This window comes from Aeromonas veronii, assembly GCA_041319085.1.
Lineage (GTDB): Bacteria > Pseudomonadota > Gammaproteobacteria > Enterobacterales > Aeromonadaceae > Aeromonas > Aeromonas veronii_F.
In genome coordinates this window covers 2503094-2522992 of sequence record CP101033.1, presented here as the reverse complement: position 1 = coordinate 2522992, position 19899 = coordinate 2503094, and the positions used below count along the sequence as shown (strand labels likewise).

Sequence of the window (19899 nt, the reverse complement as noted above, 5' to 3'; positions counted from 1 at the left end):
TTCATTGATCCTGTCCATCGAAAAAATGGCCCGTCTGGAGTAAGGTTACGCAGGATACCATCGCCGCGTCGACAGCCCTGCCGGCCCTTGATGATGATCGGGCGCCGGATTTCTCCGGCCTTTATCTCCCTCTTCTGGTATTACGATATACATGCACAAGCAAGCCTCTTTAAATAGCGTGAAGCTCGCCATAGCCTTACGCCAGTCCTGTATTGATGAACCCTACAGCATGGCCCGCTTCGGCCGTGATCTTATCGCCGGTGTGACGGTGGGCATCATCGCCATCCCGCTCGCCATGGCGCTGGCCATCGCCAGCGGTGTGCCGCCGCAACACGGTCTCTATACCGCCATCATCGCCGGTATTGTGATCGCCGTGACCGGAGGCTCCCGTTACTCCATCTCCGGCCCGACCGCTGCCTTTGTGGTGATCCTCTATCCGGTCGCCCAGCAGTTCGGGGTCGGTGGTCTGTTGATGGCGACCCTGCTCTCCGGCCTCTTTCTGGTGGCGATGGGGATGGCCCGTCTTGGCCGCCTCATCGAGTACATCCCCCCATCAGTGACGCTGGGCTTTACCGGTGGTATCGCCATCGTGATCGCCACCTTGCAGATCAAAGACTTCTTTGGCCTGAGCGTGCCCGAGATGCCGGAAACCTATCTGGGCAAGGTCGAGGCGCTGGCTGCCGCCCTGCCAAGCTGGCAGTGGGGCGATACTCTGGTGGGGGTCGCAACGCTGGCTGTGCTGCTGCTCTGGCCGCGCCTGCGTCTGCCGGTGCCCGGCCACCTGCCTGCCGTGCTGGTCGGGGTGGGGCTGGGCTTTGGCCTGCATTACTTTGGGGTGGACGTGGCCACCATCGGCAGCAAATTCAGCTATACCCTGGCCGATGGCACCCAGGGGATGGGGATCCCCCCCATCGCGCCGACGCTGGTGATGCCTTGGGCTTTGCCCGGGCCGGATGGCGCCCCGGTGGCGTGGGATCTGGCCGCCCTTGAGCGGCTACTACCTGCCGCCTTCTCCATGGCGATGCTGGGGGCGATCGAATCGCTGCTCTGCGCCGTGGTCCTGGATGGCATGACCGGTCGCAAGCACAGTTCCAACGCCGAGCTGGTGGGGCAGGGGCTTGGCAACATCTTCGCCCCCTTCTTTGGTGGCATCACCGCCACTGCGGCCATCGCCCGCTCTGCCGCCAACGTGCGCGCCGGGGCCACTTCGCCCATCTCGGGGATCGTCCATGCTCTGGTGGTGCTGGCCGCCATTCTGGTACTGGCCCCCTGGCTCTCCTGGTTGCCGCTCTCGGCCATGGCTGCGTTGTTGCTCATCGTGGCCTGGAACATGAGTGAAGCGCACAAGGTGGTGGAGCTGATCCGTCGCGCCCCCAAATCCGATGTGCTGGTGCTGCTGGTCTGCCTGTCACTCACCGTCATCTTCGACATGGTCATCGCCATCACCTTCGGGGTGATCCTGGCATCCCTGCTGTTTATGCGCGAAATCGCCAAGATGACCAAACTGCACGATTTGGCCGAGCACAAGCGCTATGCCCATGAGGTGCCGGGCAACGGTCTGCTCTACAAGATCAACGGCCCGCTCTTCTTTGCTGCGGCCGAACGGGTCTTTGCCGAGCTGGAAGCGCAAGTGAAGGGGCACAAGGTGCTGGTTCTGCAGATGGAGGCGGTCTCCATCCTCGATGCGGGTGGCCTTTCTGCCTTCCTCCACTTTGGCAAGCAGATGGCCAAGGCCGGTGTCGAGTTGCGGGTGGCTGAGTTGCAGTTCCAGCCGCTCAAGACCCTGGCCCGTGCCAAGGTGCGGCCGCAGCCTGGCAAGCTGGAATTCTACGGCTCGCTGGAAGAGGCTCTCAAAGGTGAACATTTGCACGAAGCGGCAGTAAATTGATTGAAAGGGATACGAAAAGGCATGTTTTTGGTCACTTTGTTCGGATGTTGAGCAAACGAACGCAAAAAGTAAAAAATTGCATTGACCAAAAGCCATCGTATCCCTTACATTACGCCCCGTCGCCGCGGCATTGTCCGCCAGCGAATGTGCATCTCAAGCACATAAAGCAGTGAGCAAAAATTTGGTGAGGTGTCCGAGTGGCTGAAGGAGCACGCCTGGAAAGTGTGTATACGGCAACGTATCGAGGGTTCGAATCCCTCCCTCACCGCCAAATATAACCCGTTGAATTTCAACGGGTTTTTCATTTCTGGGCTTACGTGATTTTTTCCTGGATCAACTGGGTGGAACAATCATGTATCTGAGTAAACATGCCTCCGGCACCTACTACACTCGTCTCCCGCTGCCTAAGTCATTACGTGACCGTGGCTTGCCCTTCGCTATCTGTACTTCCCTTTGCACCAAAGATCGTCAGCTCGCGGTAGACCGTAATCTGGTCGTAGCCGCTCGTTCTCGTGCACTGATCGCGGCTATTCCTGCCGATCATAGAAGGGATCATAAATTTTGCTCTCTGTTGACACCTCTTGGTGCCGTTGCTATGACCAGCGGGGGCCGCCTGCAAGAGCGTTCGTGTTTGTCTTAATGATTGAGATAGATATCTTGCTCTGCATAGGCCAGCAGAGGTGTGCCGGGGTTAGTCCGTTTCGCGCCAAAGAAGCGGGTGAGTACGCCAGATTGCTGCCCCAGTCGCTGCAGTTTGACGTGATCCAACTCGATCTGCTCGGGTAGCCAGGTAAACACGGCGGCGCAGTGACCATTGCCCAGACTGCGCTCCAGGGTTTGCTGCCAGTTCTTGATTTTGGGGCTGTGTACCACCAGCACTCTCTTGGGATCAATACCTCGCTCTTCCAGACGGCTTACTGTGGGACGTCCCGGCGGGGCGATCAACAAGATCCAGCCGGTATGAGCCTCCCCAAGCTTGGTCAGTTCGCTCAGAAACTGATCATCAGACTGAATAGTCACACCATAATGAGCCAACTCCGCTTTGCAGGCGGTTCTGGTAGGCCAGGGCTTGCTCATGGCACGATTCATCGCAACGGGCAGTGAGTGCAGGGGCTGGTTCATATACGGGGTTCCTGTATGAATATCCAAGCTGTATGTGCATACAGTAGTCATATCCTGCGGCAGTGACAAGGTGTTTTTGCTGAAAAATGTGATGGTGTTGGCATGCGCCATTAGTAAGATTATGTTTTTAAAGGTTATTCAATATCAAACCTGCTGGGTGTTTTTCGTACTATGGACAAACCTTGTGTAACCGCCCATGGTTATACAGGTCATTTACAGGAGGTGCCGCCATGGATATCAGTACCTTGCAGCGTTTGGATGCCAACATCTTGCTGGGCATCATCAATGAGAAGCTAAGGCTTGAGTGTGACGGGTTGGAGGAGTTGCTTGCCTATTACGATATGAGTGAAGAACAGTTGGCAGGGCGTTTGGATCAGATTGGCTACCATTACGATCCATTGAGCAATCAGTTCAAGGCACATCGCTGAGGGTGCAATGATTGCTTCATATTTATACGGTAATTTACCAAGCGCATTGAAATCGGTTTCAGTGCGCCTTCTTGCTGTCTATTTTCAGGTATTTTCAAGGCTTGGCAATCTCTGAAAACCTATTCATGCCATAATATTTTCATTGTTTTATTAAGCTTATGATAATAAAGGTAATATTTGTTTTTATACCATCAGTTAAAGGAAAGGGTTTTCACGCTTTTCAGGCTGTTTTTATCGGTTAAAGTGTGACTTGCGTTAACTTTTAATTCTGCCGCTTTCGTTAGTATTCTCACGCCGGTACATATTTTGAGATAACAACAGCGCCGGTCCCGCAAGCGGGATAACAATTTTATTTGTAACGAAGGAATATGGTTTATGGCTACCAAGAAGAAGACAGACCAGGATCTCCAACTGGATAAAGATCAGCTCAAGGCGAGTATCGTGCGTCACCTGCGTTCTACCTTGGGAACAAGCGAACAGAAAGCCTCTCCCGAAGCGTGGTGGAAAGCCACTGCGGCGGCCGTCAATGAACAGGTGTACGAGCGCCTGACCCGCACTCAGCAGACTCATTTCAAGAAAGATACTCGTGCGATTCACTATCTCTCTGCTGAATTCCTGATGGGACGATTGACCTCCAACAACCTGCACAACCTCTCCCTCTACAAGACTTGCGAAGAGGCACTGGGCGAACTCGGTCTGGAACTGACCGACCTGTGCGAACAAGAGCCGGACATGGCTCTCGGCAACGGCGGCCTGGGTCGTCTGGCTGCCTGTTTTATCGACTCGCTGGCCACCCTGAACTATCCGGCGGTTGGTTACGGTATCCACTACGAACACGGTCTGTTCCGTCAGGAAATCCAGGATGGCCGCCAGATCGAGCGTCCGGACTCCTGGCGTGAATATGGCAACCCCTGGGAGATCTGCCGTCCCGAGTCGGTGCAAGAAGTGCCGCTCTACGGCTACGTCGAGACCGTGTTTGGTGATAATGGCGGCCTGAAGAAGGTATGGCACGCCGGTCGCAAGATCAAAGGGGTGCCTTGGGATATTCCGGTGGTCGGTTTTGGCGGCCACACCGTCAACATTCTGCGTCTGTGGGAATCCCGTGCCTCCGAGTTTTTCGATTGGGACGTGTTCAACGCGGGTGGTTACATCGACTCCCAGGCTGAAAAAGCCCAGGCCGAGACCATCTCCAAGGTGCTCTATCCGAACGATGAGACTGATGCAGGTAAAGAACTGCGCCTGATCCAGCAGTACTTCTTCTGTGCTTGCTCCATCAAGGACATCATGCGCCGCTACAAGCGGGTCCATGGTGCTGATTTCAGCAACTTTGCCGCGCAAATTGCCATTCAGCTCAACGATACTCACCCGACTGTCGCCATCCCCGAATTGATGCGGGTGCTGGTGGACGAGGAAGATCTGAACTGGGATGCCGCCTGGGCCATCTGCTATCAGGTCTTCTCTTACACCAACCACACCCTACTGCCGGAAGCGCTGGAGAAGTGGTCTGTCAGCCTGTTTGAGAAGGTGCTGCCTCGCCATCTGGAAGTGATTTACGAGATCAACGCCCGCTTCCTGAGCGAGCTGGTCGAGCCCAAGTGGCCGGGCAACGATGCTATCAAGGCCAAGCTCTCCATCATCGAAGAGGGTGATGTGCGCAAGGTTCGCATGGGCAATCTGTGCGTGATCGGTTCGTCCAAAGTGAACGGTGTGGCCGAGATCCACTCCAAGCTGGTGAAGGAAGATCTCTTCCCCGAGTATGCCGAGCTGTGGCCGGAAAAAATGTGCAACGTGACCAACGGGGTAACCCCGCGTCGCTGGCTGCTGGCGTGCAACCCGGAACTGGCTGGCCTCTACAACGAAGTGGTGGGCAAGGAGTGGCCGCTGCAACTGGACAAACTGCGTGGCGTGGTGAAATTTGCCGACGACAAGGCGTTCCAGCAGCAGTTCATGACCATCAAGCGTCACAACAAAGAGAAGCTGGTCAAGGTCATCAAGGACGAAACCGGTATCGATGTCAGTGCCGAGGCAATCTTTGACGTTCAGATCAAGCGTCTGCACGAGTACAAGCGCCAGCAGCTGAACCTTATTCACATCATGGCGCTCTATCGTCGCCTGCTGGCCAACCCGGATTATGACATGCATCCGCGCGTGTTCATCTTCGGCTCCAAAGCGGCGCCCGGTTACAAGCTGGCCAAAGACATCATCTATGCCATCAACAAGCTGGCGGATCGGGTCAATAACGACGCCCGTATCCAGGGCAAGCTGAAAGTGGTGTTCATGCCGAACTACCGCGTGAGTCTGGCCGAGAAGCTGATCCCGGCGGCCGATGTCTCCGAGCAGATCTCCACTGCAGGTTACGAAGCATCAGGTACCGGCAACATGAAGATGGCGCTCAACGGTGCGATCACCATCGGGACACTGGACGGTGCCAACATCGAGATCGCTGAAGAGGCGGGTGCCGAAAACTGTGCCATCTTCGGTCTGAACGTGGATGAGGTGAAGTCACTGAAGGCGCGTGGTTACAACCCGTACGACTTCTACTATGCCAACTCTGAGCTCAAAGCCGTGCTGGACTGGTTTGATACCGACTACTTCACGCCGGGTCGCCCGGGTGAGCTGGCCTCCATCAAGCGTTCCTTGCTGGAAGGGGGAGACCCTTACCTGACTCTGGCGGACTTCCAGTCCTACTCGGATGCACACAAGCTGATCGATACCTGGTATCGGGATCCGGCGCTGTGGGCGAAGAAGGCCATCATCAACTCGGCCACCATGGGCAAGTTCAACTCCGACCGTTCCATTCAGGACTATGTGGATCGGATCTGGGCGCTGAAGCCCTGCAACATCGGCTAATTGGATGCAGAGATGAAAAAACCCCCGCAATGCGGCAATGCTGATCAGTTAAGGATCCATTGACCGATCCTTCTGCTGTAGGACAATCCGGAACCAATCACTGGTTCCGGATTTTTTTATGTCTATTGCAAACGACCTGAGCGATGTTGTTGAGGCATCTGGCGACATGCTGGCTCGGCTGGCAATTTTTGCCGACCATATTCCCGACGAATGGATTACTGCCGCTGCCGCCTTGTCTGAAAAGGCCACTATCCGCCGACGCCGCTTACCTTCTGATATGGTCTTGTGGCTCGTCGTGGGGATGGCCTTTTTCCGTAATGAGCCCATCTCCGAGGTCGCTCGGCGCCTCAATATCTGTGCAGAAGGGTTGGCCAATGACGCCTTGCTCGCGGACAGTGCCCTGTCTCAAGCCCGTCAGCGACTCGGCAAACAGCCGCTCGAGTGGCTGTTCAAGCAGTGTGCCGATGTGTGGGGACGGGAACGTTATCCTGAAGACCAGTGGCACGGTTTACAGGTCTTTGCCATCGATGGAGCCCTGTTTCGTACCCAGGATATGCCTGAACTCAGGGCGCATTTCGGCTCGGGTAACACGTCAACCAACCGGCAGACACCCTATCCAATGCTGCGGCTGGTCACGCTGATGAATGTCCGCTCGCATGTCATTGCCAACGCGGCCATCAGCCCGTATCGCAAAGGGGAAATCCCCCTGGCCAGTGAGTTCATTCACTCATTGCCGGACAAGTCGGTGACCCTGCTGGATAAAGGTTTCTTCGGTGCCGACCTGTTGCTACGAATTCAGGCCGAAGACACCGACCGTCACTGGCTCATCCCGGAACGCAAGGGGTTGGTATACACGGAACTTGAGCGCTATGGCGACGGTGACCGTCTGTTGCAAATGACGGTCTCGCCTCAGGCTCGCAAGAAAAACCCCGAGTTACCGACGCACTGGCAAGTTCGCGCAGTGACCTACGAGGTGGCAGGCAAGGAGAAAACGGTCTTTACCTCCCTGCCCGTAACCCGATTCAGCGCAGCGCAGGTGGCGACCCTGTACCACGAGCGCTGGGAAATCGAGTTGGGATACCGGGATATCAAAAGTGCGATGCAGCACAACGCCATCACACTGAGAAGCAAGAAAGTGGACTTGGTTTATCAGGAACTGTGGGGTTTGCTGCTTGGATACAATCTGGTCAGGCGGGAGGCGAGCCAGGCCGCCGTAGCTCATCAGCGAGCGCCCAATGAGGTGAGCTTCAAGTTTGCCTGTCAGTTCATCGCGAACCAGATGGCAGTGATGGCGGGCGCGATATCGCCAGCTCATACCCCACGGAGGTTGGCGGAGTTGCGGGGGAGCATAGGCGTCATGTTCATAGAAAAACGCCCCAGGCCATCGAGACCCAGGGCGGTGAAGATATCAAAGACCCGCTTTCCGGTAGATCGCAATGCGGCTCCGCTTAAGTGAACAGCATTGCCGCAATGCGGGGGTTTTTGTTTATTGGGGGGAGGTGGATCAGAGGATATCGCCAACGAAGTAGGCCAGCAGGGCGAGCAACACGGTAAAGACCAGGTTCAGGGACATACCGGCTTTCATCATCTCCTTCTGGCGGATGTGGCCGCTGGCAAAGACGATGGCATTGGGCGGCGTGGCGACCGGCAGCATAAAGGCACAGGAGGCTCCGATAGCGATCAACACCGACATCACCACAGGTGATACACCCAGCGCCTCGGCCACACCGGCAAACAGCGGAACCAACAGCGCGGCAGTGGCGGTGTTGGAGACCAGCTCGGTCAGGAATACCACGAAAGCGGCCAGCATAAGCAACACGACGAAAATGTTGGCGTTGGAGAGCACGGCCGACAGATGGCTGGCCAGGAAGGCACTGGTACCGGTGGCCTTGAGAATGGCGCTTAGGGTCAGACCGCCGCCAAACAGCATCAGCACACCCCAGTCGGTGTTCTGGTTGACATCATCCCAACTGGCGACGCGGCTGACCACGATGGCTACGATGGCGCCCATGGCAATCAGGGTGTCGAGTTGCGGAATACCGCCAAAGGCGTTGGAGATGGGTTGTGAACCGATCCACAGCACCACGGTGGTCAGGAAGATTGCCAGCGTCACTTTACGCTCGCGGGTCCAGTTGATGGTGACATCCTGGATCTCGACGCGGTGGCTGAGCTGCGGACGGGTTACCAGATAGAGCAGGGCAATGCCGCATGGCATCAGGATCAACACTACTGGAACGCCGAACTTCATCCAGTCGGTGAAGCCAATCCCCATCTGGGCGGCTGCGATGGCGTTGGGTGGGCTACCCACCAGGGTACCGATGCCGCCGATACTGGCGCTGTAGGCGATCCCCAGCAGTACGAATACGAAGGTAGCGCGATCTTTTTTGCTATCGAGGCGTGCCAGCATACCGATCGCCAGTGGCAGCATCATGGCGGTGGTAGCGGTGTTGCTGATCCACATCGACATGGCGGCTGTGATGGTAAAGAGCAGGATGACGCCCCAACCCAGATGGCCATTGGCCAGGTGCATTACCTTGCCAGCCATCAGGGTATCCAGTCCCTGTCTGGAGAGGGCGGCCGCGAGGGCGAAACCGCCGAAAAACAGGAACAGGATCGGGTTGGCGAAATCGGTGAGGGATTTGCTCATGTCAAACACCCCGAGCACGGTGGCCAGCAGGGGCACCAGCAGGGCGGTGATGGTAACGTGCAGCGCTTCGGTCAGCCAGAGGATGGCGATAAAGATCAGAATGCCCAGCCCCTTGTTGACCATGGGGTCAAACGGGAGCCAGGCCAGCATGGCACAAAGTAGCAGGACATCCAGGATGACGATCCCTGATTTGATGTCCAGCCAGCGAGATGGAGCAGAGGGTACAGCCGATGTGTGCATAATGTTCTCTCGGTTAATTTATGGTTGTTTTTGTGTTGCCGAGGTTACATCCGTTCACCTGTTTGAAACAGATTGCATTACTCAAAATCAGTCACTACTCACAGAGTGATTGATAAAAATACGAAAAATTAAACATAAATAAAACATATTTGCAGCATAAATCAAACACCGATGAACTGTTCGAGCCACTGTTTGAACATGCTCTTGGGCAAGGAGCCATTTATCTGGTTCACCAGTTTTCCCTGTTTGAAGACCATCAAGGTGGGGATGCTACGAATGGCGTAACGGGCGGCAATGGTGCTCTGCTGCTCGGTATCGACTTTGACAAAGCGTATCCGTGGTTCGAGCTCATGGGCAACATCATGAAATACCGGGGCAAACTGCTGGCAGGGGCCGCACCAACTGGCCCAGAAATCGACCACGACCGGGATATCTGAGTTGATCAGGGTATCGAAGTTATCCACCTTCCCGAGGCAAGGGGTCTGGCTGAACAGGGGGGCCTTGCAGTGCCCGCATTTGGCGGATGTATCGATATGGGTAACGGGCAGGCGGTTCCTGGTGAAGCAGTGGCTACAATAAGTAGTGACAAATGACATAATTGGTTCCTTCTAGATCTGCTCTGACCGAGGATATGATGAGGGGCCAGAATGAAGCAATCACGAAACAATAGCGAAATATCAGAGCAATCACGGTAACACAGTGACCGGCGGGAGTGGATAATTCCCCCCAGGGTGCATTGCCTAACCGGATTATTCAGCGACCACCAGATGAGAGTCGAGACGGGATGAATAAAGGATCACGGAAAAACCGTGCCGTGCCAGGGCTGATCGTTGCCCTGCTGCTCGCCTTTTCGGGCTACTGCTGGCAGTCGCTCAGTCAGCAGCAACAGGCCCATGACCTGAACGAAGCCGCCGAGGTGGTGCTGAACCGGATCAACGTCGATACCGTCTATCTGCTTGGGCGGGAGCAGGCCAATGACAGCAATGTCCAGCAGCGCCTGGACCAGCTATCTATCACCCTTGACGGCTTTGTACGCAAGGTCAGAAGCGATCCCGAGCTGGTGCAAGACGAGCTCTCCCAGGCACTGCTTGAGGACATGGATTCCTATCTGATGGCGCTTGCCAAGCTCCATGCCATAGAGATGGCCATTGAGTATATCAATGCGCCCCTGCAGGCCCAGATTAAAAAGGTGCGCGAGATAAGCCTGTCAGACAGTGCGTTGCATCGAGATGTAGAGGAGCTGGCGCAGCTGAGCAACTATCTGCAGCGCAGTTGGGACAAGCGCGAACAGACTGCGCTCGGCCAGTTGCAGCAGCAGTTGCAATCCCGTTATGGCGACCTGCCGGATATCGCTACCCTGATCCGCCTGAGCAAGGACATGAGTCAGCAGGTGATGGCTTATCACACCTTGCGTTACCAGCTCATCGACATGCATGTGGTCGAGAGTCTGGAGCGCTGGAAGATCGACAAGCTGGATCGCGCCGCCTCTTTGATGAGCCGCTTCTATCTGATGGTACTGTGCGGAGCCTTGATTTGCTTCGTGCTGGTGGCCTTCACCCTGTGGCGCCGCAACCAGAAACTGAGCGAGCTGTCGCGTCAAACCGGCTTGCTAGCCCAGGCCAAGAGCGATTTTCTGGCCAATATGAGCCACGAGATCCGTACCCCCATGAATGCCATCATCGGCTTCAGCTCGCTGGCACTGCAGACCGAGCTGGATCAGCAACAACGGGACTATCTGGGCAAGATCAAATCCTCATCCGATACCTTGCTGCTGCTGATCAACGACATCCTTGATTTGACCAAGGTGGAGTCCGGCAAGCTGACGCTGGAGGAGATCGACTTCGATCTCAGCGAGCTGCTCGACTCAATGGCGGGGATGTTTGCCGATCTGGCGGAGCGTAAACATGTGGAGGTGATCATTCGCGCATCGCCAGAGGTGCCGGTCTTCTTGCGTGGGGATCCCCTGCGGCTGGGGCAAGTGCTGGTCAATCTGGTGAACAACGCCATCAAGTTTACCGAACGCGGTGAAGTCGACATTTCCATCGAGCTGGCCAACTCCCATCCAATGCGGATCCGCTTCAGTGTGCGCGATACCGGCATCGGCATTGCCGAAGAGAAGCAGAGCCAGCTGTTTCAGGCGTTTACCCAACTGGAGGCGGGTAATACCCGCAAATATGGCGGCTCGGGTCTGGGTCTCAATATCTCCCAGCGGCTGGTCGAGCTGATGGGGGGGCGGATCATTGTCCAGAGCAAGCCAGGCGTGGGCTCCCTGTTCCAGTTTGATATCCCGATGGCGCAGGCGGTCTATGGGGTGGCCGGACGGAAAGTCTTCTTCGAGAACCAGCCGCTGGTGATGGTGATGGATGACAACGAGCTGGCGCTGGATCTGGCCCGGGACATTCTGACTCGCGCGGGTGTGCGGGTGCTGCCGGTTAACTCCCTTTCCCGTGCCCGTCAGTTGCTCCATGAAGAGGGGCCGAATCTGCGGTTGGCGATCCTCGACTGGCGCATGGGTCAGGAGGATGGGCTCGATCTGGCGCTGGAGATGTATCAACACAGCCAGTGGCGACGGATCCCCATCCTGATGATCAGTGCCTGGGCCAGAGAGGGGCTGCATGCCCGGATGGACAGCATGGGGCTGACCCATTTTTTGCCCAAGCCGATGACTGAAAATGCCCTGCTGGCCAAAGTGGATGAGCTGCTCAACGGCAGCTCCTACGAGCTCAACCTGCGCAAGGCCGAGGCGCAGGGGGATCAGCAGCATTTCACATCCCTGTTGCAGGGTACCCGAGTGCTGTTAGCGGAAGATAACCGGGTCAATCAGCAGTTGATCGTCGAGTATCTGCGGCGGGTCGATGCGGTGGTGTGCGTGGTCAGCAATGGTCGCGAGGCGGTGGAGCGGGTCGCCGAGCAGCCTTTTGACGTGATCCTGATGGATTTGCAGATGCCGGTGCTGGACGGGCTCGATGCCACCCGCCAGATCCGCAAGATGGTCGACAAGCACGATGTGCCCATCATTGCCCTCACCGCCAGCGCCATGCCCGGTGACAAGGAGCGTTGCTTGGGGGTGGGGATGAATGGTTACGTCACCAAGCCGGTGAGCAAGCTGGATCTTTACAACAACCTGCTGCAGTGGGTGAAGCCGCAAGGGGTGGAGCAGGCGGGGATCATGGAGGTGAAACCGCCGGATATGATGGGGATCCTCGGTCTGCAGGATGCCCTCAAGCGGCTGGACCAGGACAAGGAGGCATTGCAGATCCTGTTCAAGCTGTTCATCTCGGAGCACAAGGACGATCTGTGGGAGATCCGCTCCGCCCTGCGCCGTCAGCAACCCGAGGTGGCCAGCAAGTTGCTGCACACCCTCAAGGGGGTCTCGGCCAATATTTCGGCGGCCCGTCTGCAGCTGGTGGCCGGCGAGCTGGAGTGGCGCCTGCGGCAAAACGAGGTGCTGAGCGAGGCGGATCTGGAGCAGTTACAGCAGGTGTTCAGTCAGACCCGGGAAGAGGTGTCACACTTCTTGTTGACCGGTGAGCAGCATGAAAATTCGTATAATCCCTATTCATCAGGGGATGATCGCATGTCACAGTGAATTAAATAGTAATTATTCTCAACCATTTCGGTTCGGGATATGATGAGCTTTCGTTCGAATCGCCTCCAGTCGGAGGCGATTGTTTTCATTCTTCTATATTATGCGTGGCCATCTCTGATGGCCGCTCTTGGGAGCGGTCACGGGCAGACAGCGCTAAAGGTTGGTGGTGTGAGCGTATTTCTACGATTGAGCTGGTTTTTCAAGGAGCAGTGGCCCCGCTATCTGGCCGCCATCTCCCTGCTGCTGATGGTAGCCCTGTTGACCGTTATTCCACCCAAAGTGGTGGGCTGGGTGGTGGACGGTATCGCCAATGGGGAACTCGATAATGACACTCTGATGCGCTATCTGGCGGGGCTGTTCGGGCTCGGCGTGCTCATCTATCTACTGCGCTACGTCTGGCGGGTGATGCTGTTTGGTGCCTCCTACCGCTTGGCCTATGTGCTGCGCAATCGTCTGTTCAGCCATTTCACCCGGATGAGCCCTGATTTTTATCAGCGTCACCGTACCGGCGATCTGATGGCCCATGCCACCAACGACATTCAGGCGGTGGAGATGACCGCTGGCGAAGGGGTGCTGACGCTGGTGGACTCCATCATGGTCGGGGTGCTGGTGCTCTCTATCATGTGCAGCCAGTACTCCTGGCAGTTGACGCTGGTTTCGCTGTTGCCGCTGCCGGTGATGGCCTATTTCATGAACCGCTTCGGCACCCAGATCTACACCCAGTTCAAGGCGGCGCAGGGGGCCTTCTCCAGGCTTAACAACAAGACCCAGGAGGCCCTTTCCGGTGTGCGGGTGTTGAAATCCTATGCGGTTGAATCGCTGGAAGATGAAGGCTTTGCCGAGCTGACCCGGCAGGCGGGGGAGCGCAATATGGCGGTGGCCCGCATCGATGCCAAGTTCGATCCGGTCATCTACCTCTGCATCGGCTGCTCCTACTTCCTCGCGGTGGCGGGAGGCAGTGTGCTGGTGCTGCGCGATGAGCTGACTCTGGGTGAGCTCACCAGCTTCACCATGTACCTCGGCCAGCTGATCTGGCCGATGTTTGCCATCGCCTGGCTGTTCAACATCATCGAGCGTGGTAGCGCCGCCTACTCCCGTATCGAAAGCCTGCTGGGGGAGCGCAGCGATATCGAAGAGCCCGCCCAGCCGGCCGCGTTTACCTCTGCCTTTCCTTTGCAGATCAAAGGGGTGAGCTATCGACTCGAGCAGCGCACCCTGCTTGCGGATATCGACGTTACCCTCAAGCAAGGGGGCATGCTCGGGGTGGTGGGGCGCACCGGGGCAGGCAAGAGCTCCCTGCTCAAGCTGTTGATGCGCCTTGCCAATCCGACTCACGGTTCGATAGCCATGGGGGGCGTTCCGATTGACCAGTTGCCGCTCGCCACACTGCGCAGCCAGTTTGCCTATGTGCCGCAGGAGCCATTCCTGTTTTCCACCACCATCGCCGCCAATATCGCCCTCGGTAAACCCGATGCGAGCCGCGAGGAGGTTGAACGGGTGGCGCGCATTGCCTGTGTCCACGATGATATCGTGCGTTTCCCCAAGGGCTATGAGACCGAGGTCGGGGAGAAGGGGGTGACCCTCTCTGGCGGCCAGAAACAGCGACTGGCCATTGCCCGTGCCCTGCTGCTGGAGGCGCCCATTCTGGTGCTCGATGATGCGCTCTCGGCGGTGGATGCCCACACCGAGCAGCAAATTCTGCATGCCCTCAAGGCCCATCATCGCACCCTGATCCTGGTCAGTCATCGCATGACGGCGGTGGAGCAGGCCGACGAAATCCTGGTGCTGGAGCTGGGGGCCATCAGCGAGCGGGGCCATCACGGTGCCCTGATGGCGCACAATGGCTGGTATGCAGATATGGTGCGTTACCAGCGTCTCGAAGAAGCGGTGGAGGAGAGCCTGTGAATCCGACCATTAAACGACTGCTCGCCTACTGCGCCCGCTATCCTCGCTGGCTGATCCAGGCGGGGATTTGCCTGCTGCTTGCCACCGGCGCCGAAGTGGCCGGGCCGCTGCTGATCAAGTTTTTTATCGATGACTATCTGGCGCCACGCAATATCGTGCTGCCCACCATTGCTTTGATTGCGGTGGGCTATCTGGGCTTGCAGGTGCTCTCGGCGGCGGGCTTCTATTTGCAATCCCTGCGCTTCAATCGCATTGCCCAGGCGGTGGTGCAAACTTTGCGCGAGCAGGTATTTGCTACCGCTATCCGCTTGCCAGCCCGCTACTTTGACAAGCATCGCTCCGGCTCGCTCATCTCCCGCATCACCAACGACACCGAGGCGATCATGAACCTCTATGTGCAAGTGATCGGCTTGCTGGTGCAAAAGGTGGTGCTGCTGTGCGGCATCCTCATCTCCATGGCGCTGCTGGATCTGCGGCTGATGCTGGTCTGCTCCCTGTTGCTGCCTGCGGTGGGCGGGGTGATGTGGCTCTACCAGAAGCTGAGCGTGCCGGTGGTGCGAGCAACCCGCAGTCTGCTCTCCGACATCAACAGCCGCCTCAACGAGTCGCTGCAGGGGATGCCGGTGATCCAGGCCATGGTGCAGGAGCGCCACTTTGCCAACGCCTTTGCCGAGGTGAACCAGCAGCACTGGGCGGCACGGATCAAGAGCCTCAAGATCAACGGCATCTTGCTGCGTCCGCTCATCGATCTCTTCTACATGATGGTGCTGATCGGCCTGTTGGCGCTGTTTGCCCACGAGGGGGGGAGCCACGCGGGAGCCATTCAGGTGGGGGTGCTCTACGCCTTTATCAGTTATCTGGGGCGGATGATCGAGCCGCTCATCGAGATGACCAACCAGCTCAACCAGCTGCAGCAGGCGATGGTGGCGGGGGAACGGGTCTTTGCCCTGCTCGATGAAACCCGCGAAAGCACCGACGGCGAGCTGCGCCCGCTGGAAGGGCGGGTCAGTTTCGAGCGGGTGAGCTTCTCCTACGATGGTGAGCAGCAGGTGCTGCGGGAGGTCAGCTTTACCGCAAAACCGGGCCAGATGCTGGCGCTGGTGGGCCATACCGGCAGCGGCAAGTCCACCATCATCAGCCTGCTGATGGGCTTCTATCCGCTGGATCAGGGGCAGATCCGCTTCGATGATCACGCTCTGGATACCCTGTCGCTGGCGGCGGTACGCCGCAGTATCGGGTTGGTGCAGCAAGATCCCTTTATCTTCGTCGGTACTTTGGCGGAGAACCTGCGTCTTGGACGTGCCGGAATAGACGAAGCGCGGCTCTGGCAGGCGCTGAGCGAGGTGCAGCTGGCCGAGTTTGTGCGCAGCCTGCCACAGGGGATCAACACCCTGATGGAGGAGGGGGGCAAGAACCTCTCCGCCGGTCAGCGGCAACTGCTCTCCTTTGCCCGCGCGCTGGTGGGGGATCCGCGCATCCTCATTCTGGATGAGGCGACGGCCAGCGTGGACTCCCAGACCGAGCTGGCGCTGTCGCAGGCTATTTCTGCCGCGCGTCGTGGCCGCACCACCATCGCCATCGCCCACCGCCTCTCGACCATCGTCGATGCGGACGAGATCCTGCTGCTCTCCCGCGGGCAGGTGAACGAGCGGGGCAGCCACAGCGAGCTGATGGCCCTCGGCGGTCACTATGCCCAGCTGTTCGAGATGCAGAGTCAGGGGGCCTGGCTCGAAGAGAAGCGTGCCTGATCGGCGCATTCGCTGTGAACTGTGAGATGAACGATAAGAGGGAACCGGTGCGGTTCCCTCTTTTTTGCGCCGGGCAAATGGCCATAACCGTGATCCCTGTGCTTGTCGAATGCCACAGATGCAGGCAACATGTTGTTTACATTAACTCATCGGATCAGTTCGCATATGGATTTGCAACGCTTCAAAGCCAATCTGGCGCTTCGGCTGTTTGCCTGGCGCTACATTCCCGTCATCGGGTTTTGTGCCCCGATCATCGAAGAGATGAACGCCAAGGCGCTGCGCATTCGGATTCCCCTTGGCTGGCGTACCCGCAACCATCTGGGCAGTATGTATTTTGGCGCGCTGGCGACCGGCGCCGATCTGGTGGGCGGTCTGCTGGTGATGGAGAAGGGGCGGCAGCGGCGTAAGAAGGTGCACTTTGCCTTCAAGGATGTGCAGGGGGAGTTTTTGAAACGACCGGAGGGGGATGTGCAGTTCGACTGCGCAGCGGGGGAAGAGATTGACGCCATGATCGACGAATCGCTGGCAAGCGGTCAGCGCATCAATCGCCCCATCCAGGTGGTGGCCACCTGTCCGTCATTGAACGGGGATGAGGCGATGGCGCGTTTTGTGCTGACCCTGTCGATCAAGGCCAGCTAGCGGGTTGCCGGGGGTGGCTCCCCGATAGGGGGTTAGCCAATCTCCGGGCTGACGCCCTCTTTCACCACGACCTTCATGCCGTTGAAGTTGACCACCTGTTCGGCCACGATCTTGCAGCGCTTGCGGGTCTCGACCTGACCGTCCACCTCGACCAGCCCTTCGGCAATGAGGGCTTTGGCGGCGCCGCCACAATCGGCCCACCCCTGATGTTTGATAAGGTCACACAAGGCAACGAAGGGGTGACCTTCGAGCAGAAACGTCTCCATGGGAAATCCTCTAGATGGATGAATGCCGGATACAGCAGGGCGACTATTTTAGGCAGTTCGCTCAGGCAAAGAAAGGAAGAGGGGCCACTCGCTGCGAAAAAGTGGCCGATTGCCCTTGAGTTGGCGAATGTAAAAGACCTGACGGCCAGGTAAGCGGGCCACCCGTGACGTATTGTGACGCAGCTCGTCACCGCTGGTGTGCCCACACTATCTCACCTGACTGTTAGGATCGGGTCACTCTCAATGGCCCAGGGAACGTCCCATGACACGCTCACGCCTGCTGCTGGCGCGCAGCGCCCTTACCCTGTGCGGTGTGGTGCAGGCCACTACTCCGGTGCAGGTCTCGCTGCCCGGCGTCAACCTGCCCGCGTCCCATCAGGTGGAAGGAGCTCGCGCCTCGCTGCTCTACGGTCGGACCGGTCAGGTGAAGGGCATTGATCTGCCGATCTTTGCCCTCTCCGATGTGGATCAGTTCAGCGGTCTGCAGCTCGGGATCTTCCTCGGTGCCGGTCGGGTGCGCCACCAGTTTGGCGGGGTCGCCATTAACGCCATCAACTGGCACGAAGGGCAGGATACCGGCGTCAATCTGGGGCTGGTCAACTACGCCGCCAACGGCGTTTTCCCCATTCTGCCGCTGGTGAACGTCCAGAAATCGTTCTGACCAGGCAGTTCGCTTTGCGTTAAGGGCCTCTGCTGATTACCCTGTGCCTCTTGCAACTTGTGACAGGCGAACAGAGGTAATTGATGACGGCAGGGCAGATGAGTGCAATCGGGATCGGTTGGGATGTGCGGGGCTGGCAGGGCAGTGCCCAGGCGGTGGCCGTGGTGGGCTGGCAGGCCGGTTCCAACCACCTGCACTGGCTCGGGGTGTCGCCGCTGTTTCGCCTAAGCTCGCGGGTGGCGCCGGATCTGGCCGTCCTGCTGCGTCCGGCCCTGCAAAACGAGCTGACCCTGATGCAGGTAGAAGCCTGCCCGCAACTGGCCCTCGGTATCGATGCGCCGCTCGCCTTTCCCCGCGCCTTGCGGGATCTGCTCAACGGCCAGCCACACAGTTGCGCAGCTCCCGCTCGGGAGATAGACAACCCCTACGCCTATCGCGACTGCGAGCGCTGGCTGTATCAGCAGTACGGCAAGAAGCCGCTGTCGGCCACCTTCGACCGGCTCGGCAACAACGCCACCCTGGCGCTCTCCATGCTGCCGCGACTCTCGGATCTGCAACTGGTGCCGACCGTTGCCCCGCAGGCCAGCCGCGCCGTGTTGGAGGTCTATCCGGCACTGGCCAAAGTGGGCGGCAAGGCATCTCCGGCACGGCCCGAGCTGGCGGCGCTGCTGCCTGCGGACGTGCTGGTCGGCACAGATCGCTATGATGCGGCGCTGTGCGCCCTGATGGCGCTGCAATATGCCGCTGGTGGCAAGGTGACCGTGTTGCCCGAGCTGGTTCAGCCACCCAGTGACATGCCCCGTGATGAGGGATGGGTCTATCACTTTGCCCGTCATGCTGTTGAACGTAACGGGATGTGATGGATGGGGGCGCGGCGCATCATGGCGCGGCTCACCCTGCCGACGCGGGCCAAATGGCGCAAAAAAACTGTCTTTAGTCAGGAAATTTCCTGTTCATCCCGTGACAAGGTGGCGCATCGTTATCTTCATCCGATATATTGCCCACCTTGCTGATCCTTTGCTGTGGTATTCCCGATGAAATCCGTTCTCTCTATTCAGTCCCACGTGGTCTTTGGTTGTGCCGGCAACAGCGCGGCTGTCTTCCCCATGCGCCGCCTTGGTATGGATGTATGGCCCATCAACACGGTGCAGTTTTCCAACCACACTCAATATGCCCAGGGGTGGCAGGGGATGGCGATGCCGGCGGGTCATATCAGCGCGCTGGTGAAAGGATTGGGCAATATCGAGGCGTTGAGCGGCTGTGACGCCGTGCTGAGTGGCTATCTCGGCTCCGCCGAGCAGGGTGACGAGATCCTGACCGTGGTCAACGCCGTCAAGGCGACCAACCCAAATGCCATCTATTTCTGCGATCCCGTGATGGGTCATCCTGAGAAGGGGTGTATCGTCGCTCCCGGCGTCACCCGTTTCCTGACCGAGCAGGCGCTGCCGATGGCCGACATGATGGCCCCCAACCTGCTGGAGCTGGAGACCCTCTGCGATACCCATCTGGCGGATCTGGCCCAGACCCGCGCTGCCGCCCATCAGCTGCTGGCCCGCGGCGTCAAGCTGGTACTGGTCAAGCATCTCGGTCGTGCGGCGCAGGACTCCAGCCGCTTCGAGATGCTGCTGGCAACCCCGCAAGGGGATTACCTGATTGCCCGTCCGCTCTACGACTTTGCCCGCCAGCCGGTGGGAGTGGGCGATCTTATCAGCGCCCTGATGCTGGCCAACCTGCTGGCCGGTCACGATGCGGTGAGCGCGTTCGAGCGCACCAACGCCTCGGTAGATGCGGTGCTGCAAGAGACTTGGCGCCAGCAGGCTTACGAGCTGCAACTGATCGCCGCACAAGATGCCTTTGCCCTGCCAGAGGTCGAGGTGTGTGCTATCAAGTTGCCGTGAGGTAGATAGCTCCCATTG

At 58.1% G+C, this 19899-nt stretch carries 15 protein-coding genes and 1 tRNA gene; 12 read left to right on the top strand and 4 right to left on the bottom strand.

Annotation, left to right across the window (positions count from 1 at the left end; all coding sequences use genetic code 11):
- Positions 1 to 178: 178 nt before the first annotated feature.
- Positions 179 to 1888, top strand: a complete 1710-nt coding sequence (gene dauA / locus NMD14_11950) for a C4-dicarboxylic acid transporter DauA (protein XEI31501.1) — start codon at positions 179 to 181, stop codon at positions 1886 to 1888.
- Between the two features lie 183 nt (positions 1889 to 2071).
- Positions 2072 to 2159 (top strand) — tRNA-Ser (locus NMD14_11945).
- A gap of 365 nt (positions 2160 to 2524) precedes the next feature.
- On the opposite strand, the gene NMD14_11940 is transcribed toward NMD14_11945, so the two are convergent.
- Positions 2525 to 3010, bottom strand: coding sequence for a cell division inhibitor (locus NMD14_11940; GenBank protein XEI31500.1), 486 nt, complete (start codon positions 3008 to 3010; stop codon positions 2525 to 2527).
- A gap of 230 nt (positions 3011 to 3240) precedes the next feature.
- Here NMD14_11940 and NMD14_11935 point away from each other — a divergent pair, with 230 nt between their 5' ends.
- The 3 genes from NMD14_11935 (at position 3241) to NMD14_11925 (ending at position 7744) form a co-directional block, all read left to right on the top strand.
- A complete protein-coding gene (locus tag NMD14_11935) occupies positions 3241 to 3438 on the top strand; it encodes a DUF4250 domain-containing protein (protein ID XEI31499.1) in 198 nt (65 codons plus the stop codon).
- A gap of 375 nt (positions 3439 to 3813) precedes the next feature.
- Positions 3814 to 6288, top strand: coding sequence for a glycogen/starch/alpha-glucan phosphorylase (locus tag NMD14_11930; protein XEI31498.1), 2475 nt, complete (start codon positions 3814 to 3816; stop codon positions 6286 to 6288).
- A gap of 118 nt (positions 6289 to 6406) precedes the next feature.
- A complete protein-coding gene (locus NMD14_11925; protein ID XEI31497.1) occupies positions 6407 to 7744 on the top strand; it encodes an IS4 family transposase in 1338 nt (445 codons plus the stop codon).
- Positions 7745 to 7792: 48 nt separating this feature from the next.
- Here NMD14_11925 and NMD14_11920 read toward each other — a convergent pair whose 3' ends face one another.
- Both NMD14_11920 and trxC read right to left on the bottom strand, forming a co-directional pair.
- Positions 7793 to 9175 (bottom strand): DASS family sodium-coupled anion symporter, encoded by a 1383-nt coding sequence (locus NMD14_11920; protein ID XEI31496.1) that lies wholly within the window; start codon positions 9173 to 9175, stop codon positions 7793 to 7795.
- 161 nt (positions 9176 to 9336) lie between these two features.
- Positions 9337 to 9771 (bottom strand): thioredoxin TrxC, encoded by a 435-nt coding sequence (gene trxC, locus NMD14_11915; protein ID XEI31495.1) that lies wholly within the window; start codon positions 9769 to 9771, stop codon positions 9337 to 9339.
- 188 nt (positions 9772 to 9959) lie between these two features.
- Between trxC and NMD14_11910 the strand changes: the two genes are divergently transcribed.
- From NMD14_11910 to NMD14_11895, 4 genes are all read left to right on the top strand, one after another.
- The gene (locus NMD14_11910; GenBank protein XEI31494.1) at positions 9960 to 12764 is read left to right on the top strand and encodes a response regulator; all 2805 of its coding nucleotides are present in this window, start codon (positions 9960 to 9962) and stop codon (positions 12762 to 12764) included.
- A 168-nt stretch (positions 12765 to 12932) separates the two neighbouring features.
- Entirely contained in the window at positions 12933 to 14669 is a 1737-nt protein-coding gene (locus tag NMD14_11905) for an ABC transporter transmembrane domain-containing protein (GenBank protein XEI31493.1), read from the top strand.
- On the top strand, positions 14666 to 16417 hold the full coding sequence (locus NMD14_11900) for an ABC transporter transmembrane domain-containing protein (protein XEI31492.1): 1752 nt from the start codon (positions 14666 to 14668) through the stop codon (positions 16415 to 16417). Before NMD14_11905 ends, NMD14_11900 begins: the two co-directional genes overlap by 4 nt.
- A 165-nt stretch (positions 16418 to 16582) precedes the next feature.
- Positions 16583 to 17056 carry a DUF4442 domain-containing protein gene (locus NMD14_11895; protein ID XEI31491.1) on the top strand — a complete coding sequence of 158 codons (474 nt, stop codon included), beginning with the start codon at positions 16583 to 16585 and terminating at the stop codon, positions 17054 to 17056.
- Between the two features lie 32 nt (positions 17057 to 17088).
- Here NMD14_11895 and ybcJ read toward each other — a convergent pair whose 3' ends face one another.
- Positions 17089 to 17322 carry a ribosome-associated protein YbcJ gene (ybcJ, locus tag NMD14_11890; GenBank protein XEI31490.1) on the bottom strand — a complete coding sequence of 78 codons (234 nt, stop codon included), beginning with the start codon at positions 17320 to 17322 and terminating at the stop codon, positions 17089 to 17091.
- A gap of 262 nt (positions 17323 to 17584) precedes the next feature.
- Here ybcJ and NMD14_11885 point away from each other — a divergent pair, with 262 nt between their 5' ends.
- From NMD14_11885 to pdxY, 3 genes are all read left to right on the top strand, one after another.
- Positions 17585 to 17983, top strand: coding sequence for a hypothetical protein (locus NMD14_11885; GenBank protein XEI31489.1), 399 nt, complete (start codon positions 17585 to 17587; stop codon positions 17981 to 17983).
- Positions 17984 to 18066: 83 nt separating this feature from the next.
- The gene (locus NMD14_11880; protein XEI31488.1) at positions 18067 to 18843 is read left to right on the top strand and encodes a DUF429 domain-containing protein; all 777 of its coding nucleotides are present in this window, start codon (positions 18067 to 18069) and stop codon (positions 18841 to 18843) included.
- Between the two features lie 174 nt (positions 18844 to 19017).
- A complete protein-coding gene (pdxY, locus tag NMD14_11875) occupies positions 19018 to 19881 on the top strand; it encodes a pyridoxal kinase PdxY (GenBank protein XEI31487.1) in 864 nt (287 codons plus the stop codon).
- Positions 19882 to 19899 lie beyond the last annotated feature (18 nt).

What these genes read in the sequence shown, in the direction of transcription:
- NMD14_11925 (XEI31497.1), top strand. Translation starts at nt 6,407, where the DNA reads ATGTCTATTGCAAACGACCTGAGCGATGTTGTTGAGGCATCTGGCGAC.
- NMD14_11935 (XEI31499.1), top strand. Translation starts at nt 3,241, where the DNA reads ATGGATATCAGTACCTTGCAGCGTTTGGATGCCAACATCTTGCTGGGC.
- trxC (XEI31495.1), bottom strand. Translation starts at nt 9,771, where the DNA reads ATGTCATTTGTCACTACTTATTGTAGCCACTGCTTCACCAGGAACCGC.
- ybcJ (XEI31490.1), bottom strand. Translation starts at nt 17,322, where the DNA reads ATGGAGACGTTTCTGCTCGAAGGTCACCCCTTCGTTGCCTTGTGTGAC.
- NMD14_11910 (XEI31494.1), top strand. Translation starts at nt 9,960, where the DNA reads ATGAATAAAGGATCACGGAAAAACCGTGCCGTGCCAGGGCTGATCGTT.
- NMD14_11885 (XEI31489.1), top strand. Translation starts at nt 17,585, where the DNA reads ATGACACGCTCACGCCTGCTGCTGGCGCGCAGCGCCCTTACCCTGTGC.
- pdxY (XEI31487.1), top strand. Translation starts at nt 19,018, where the DNA reads ATGAAATCCGTTCTCTCTATTCAGTCCCACGTGGTCTTTGGTTGTGCC.
- NMD14_11930 (XEI31498.1), top strand. Translation starts at nt 3,814, where the DNA reads ATGGCTACCAAGAAGAAGACAGACCAGGATCTCCAACTGGATAAAGAT.
- NMD14_11920 (XEI31496.1), bottom strand. Translation starts at nt 9,175, where the DNA reads ATGCACACATCGGCTGTACCCTCTGCTCCATCTCGCTGGCTGGACATC.
- NMD14_11895 (XEI31491.1), top strand. Translation starts at nt 16,583, where the DNA reads ATGGATTTGCAACGCTTCAAAGCCAATCTGGCGCTTCGGCTGTTTGCC.
- NMD14_11880 (XEI31488.1), top strand. Translation starts at nt 18,067, where the DNA reads ATGACGGCAGGGCAGATGAGTGCAATCGGGATCGGTTGGGATGTGCGG.
- NMD14_11940 (XEI31500.1), bottom strand. Translation starts at nt 3,010, where the DNA reads ATGAACCAGCCCCTGCACTCACTGCCCGTTGCGATGAATCGTGCCATG.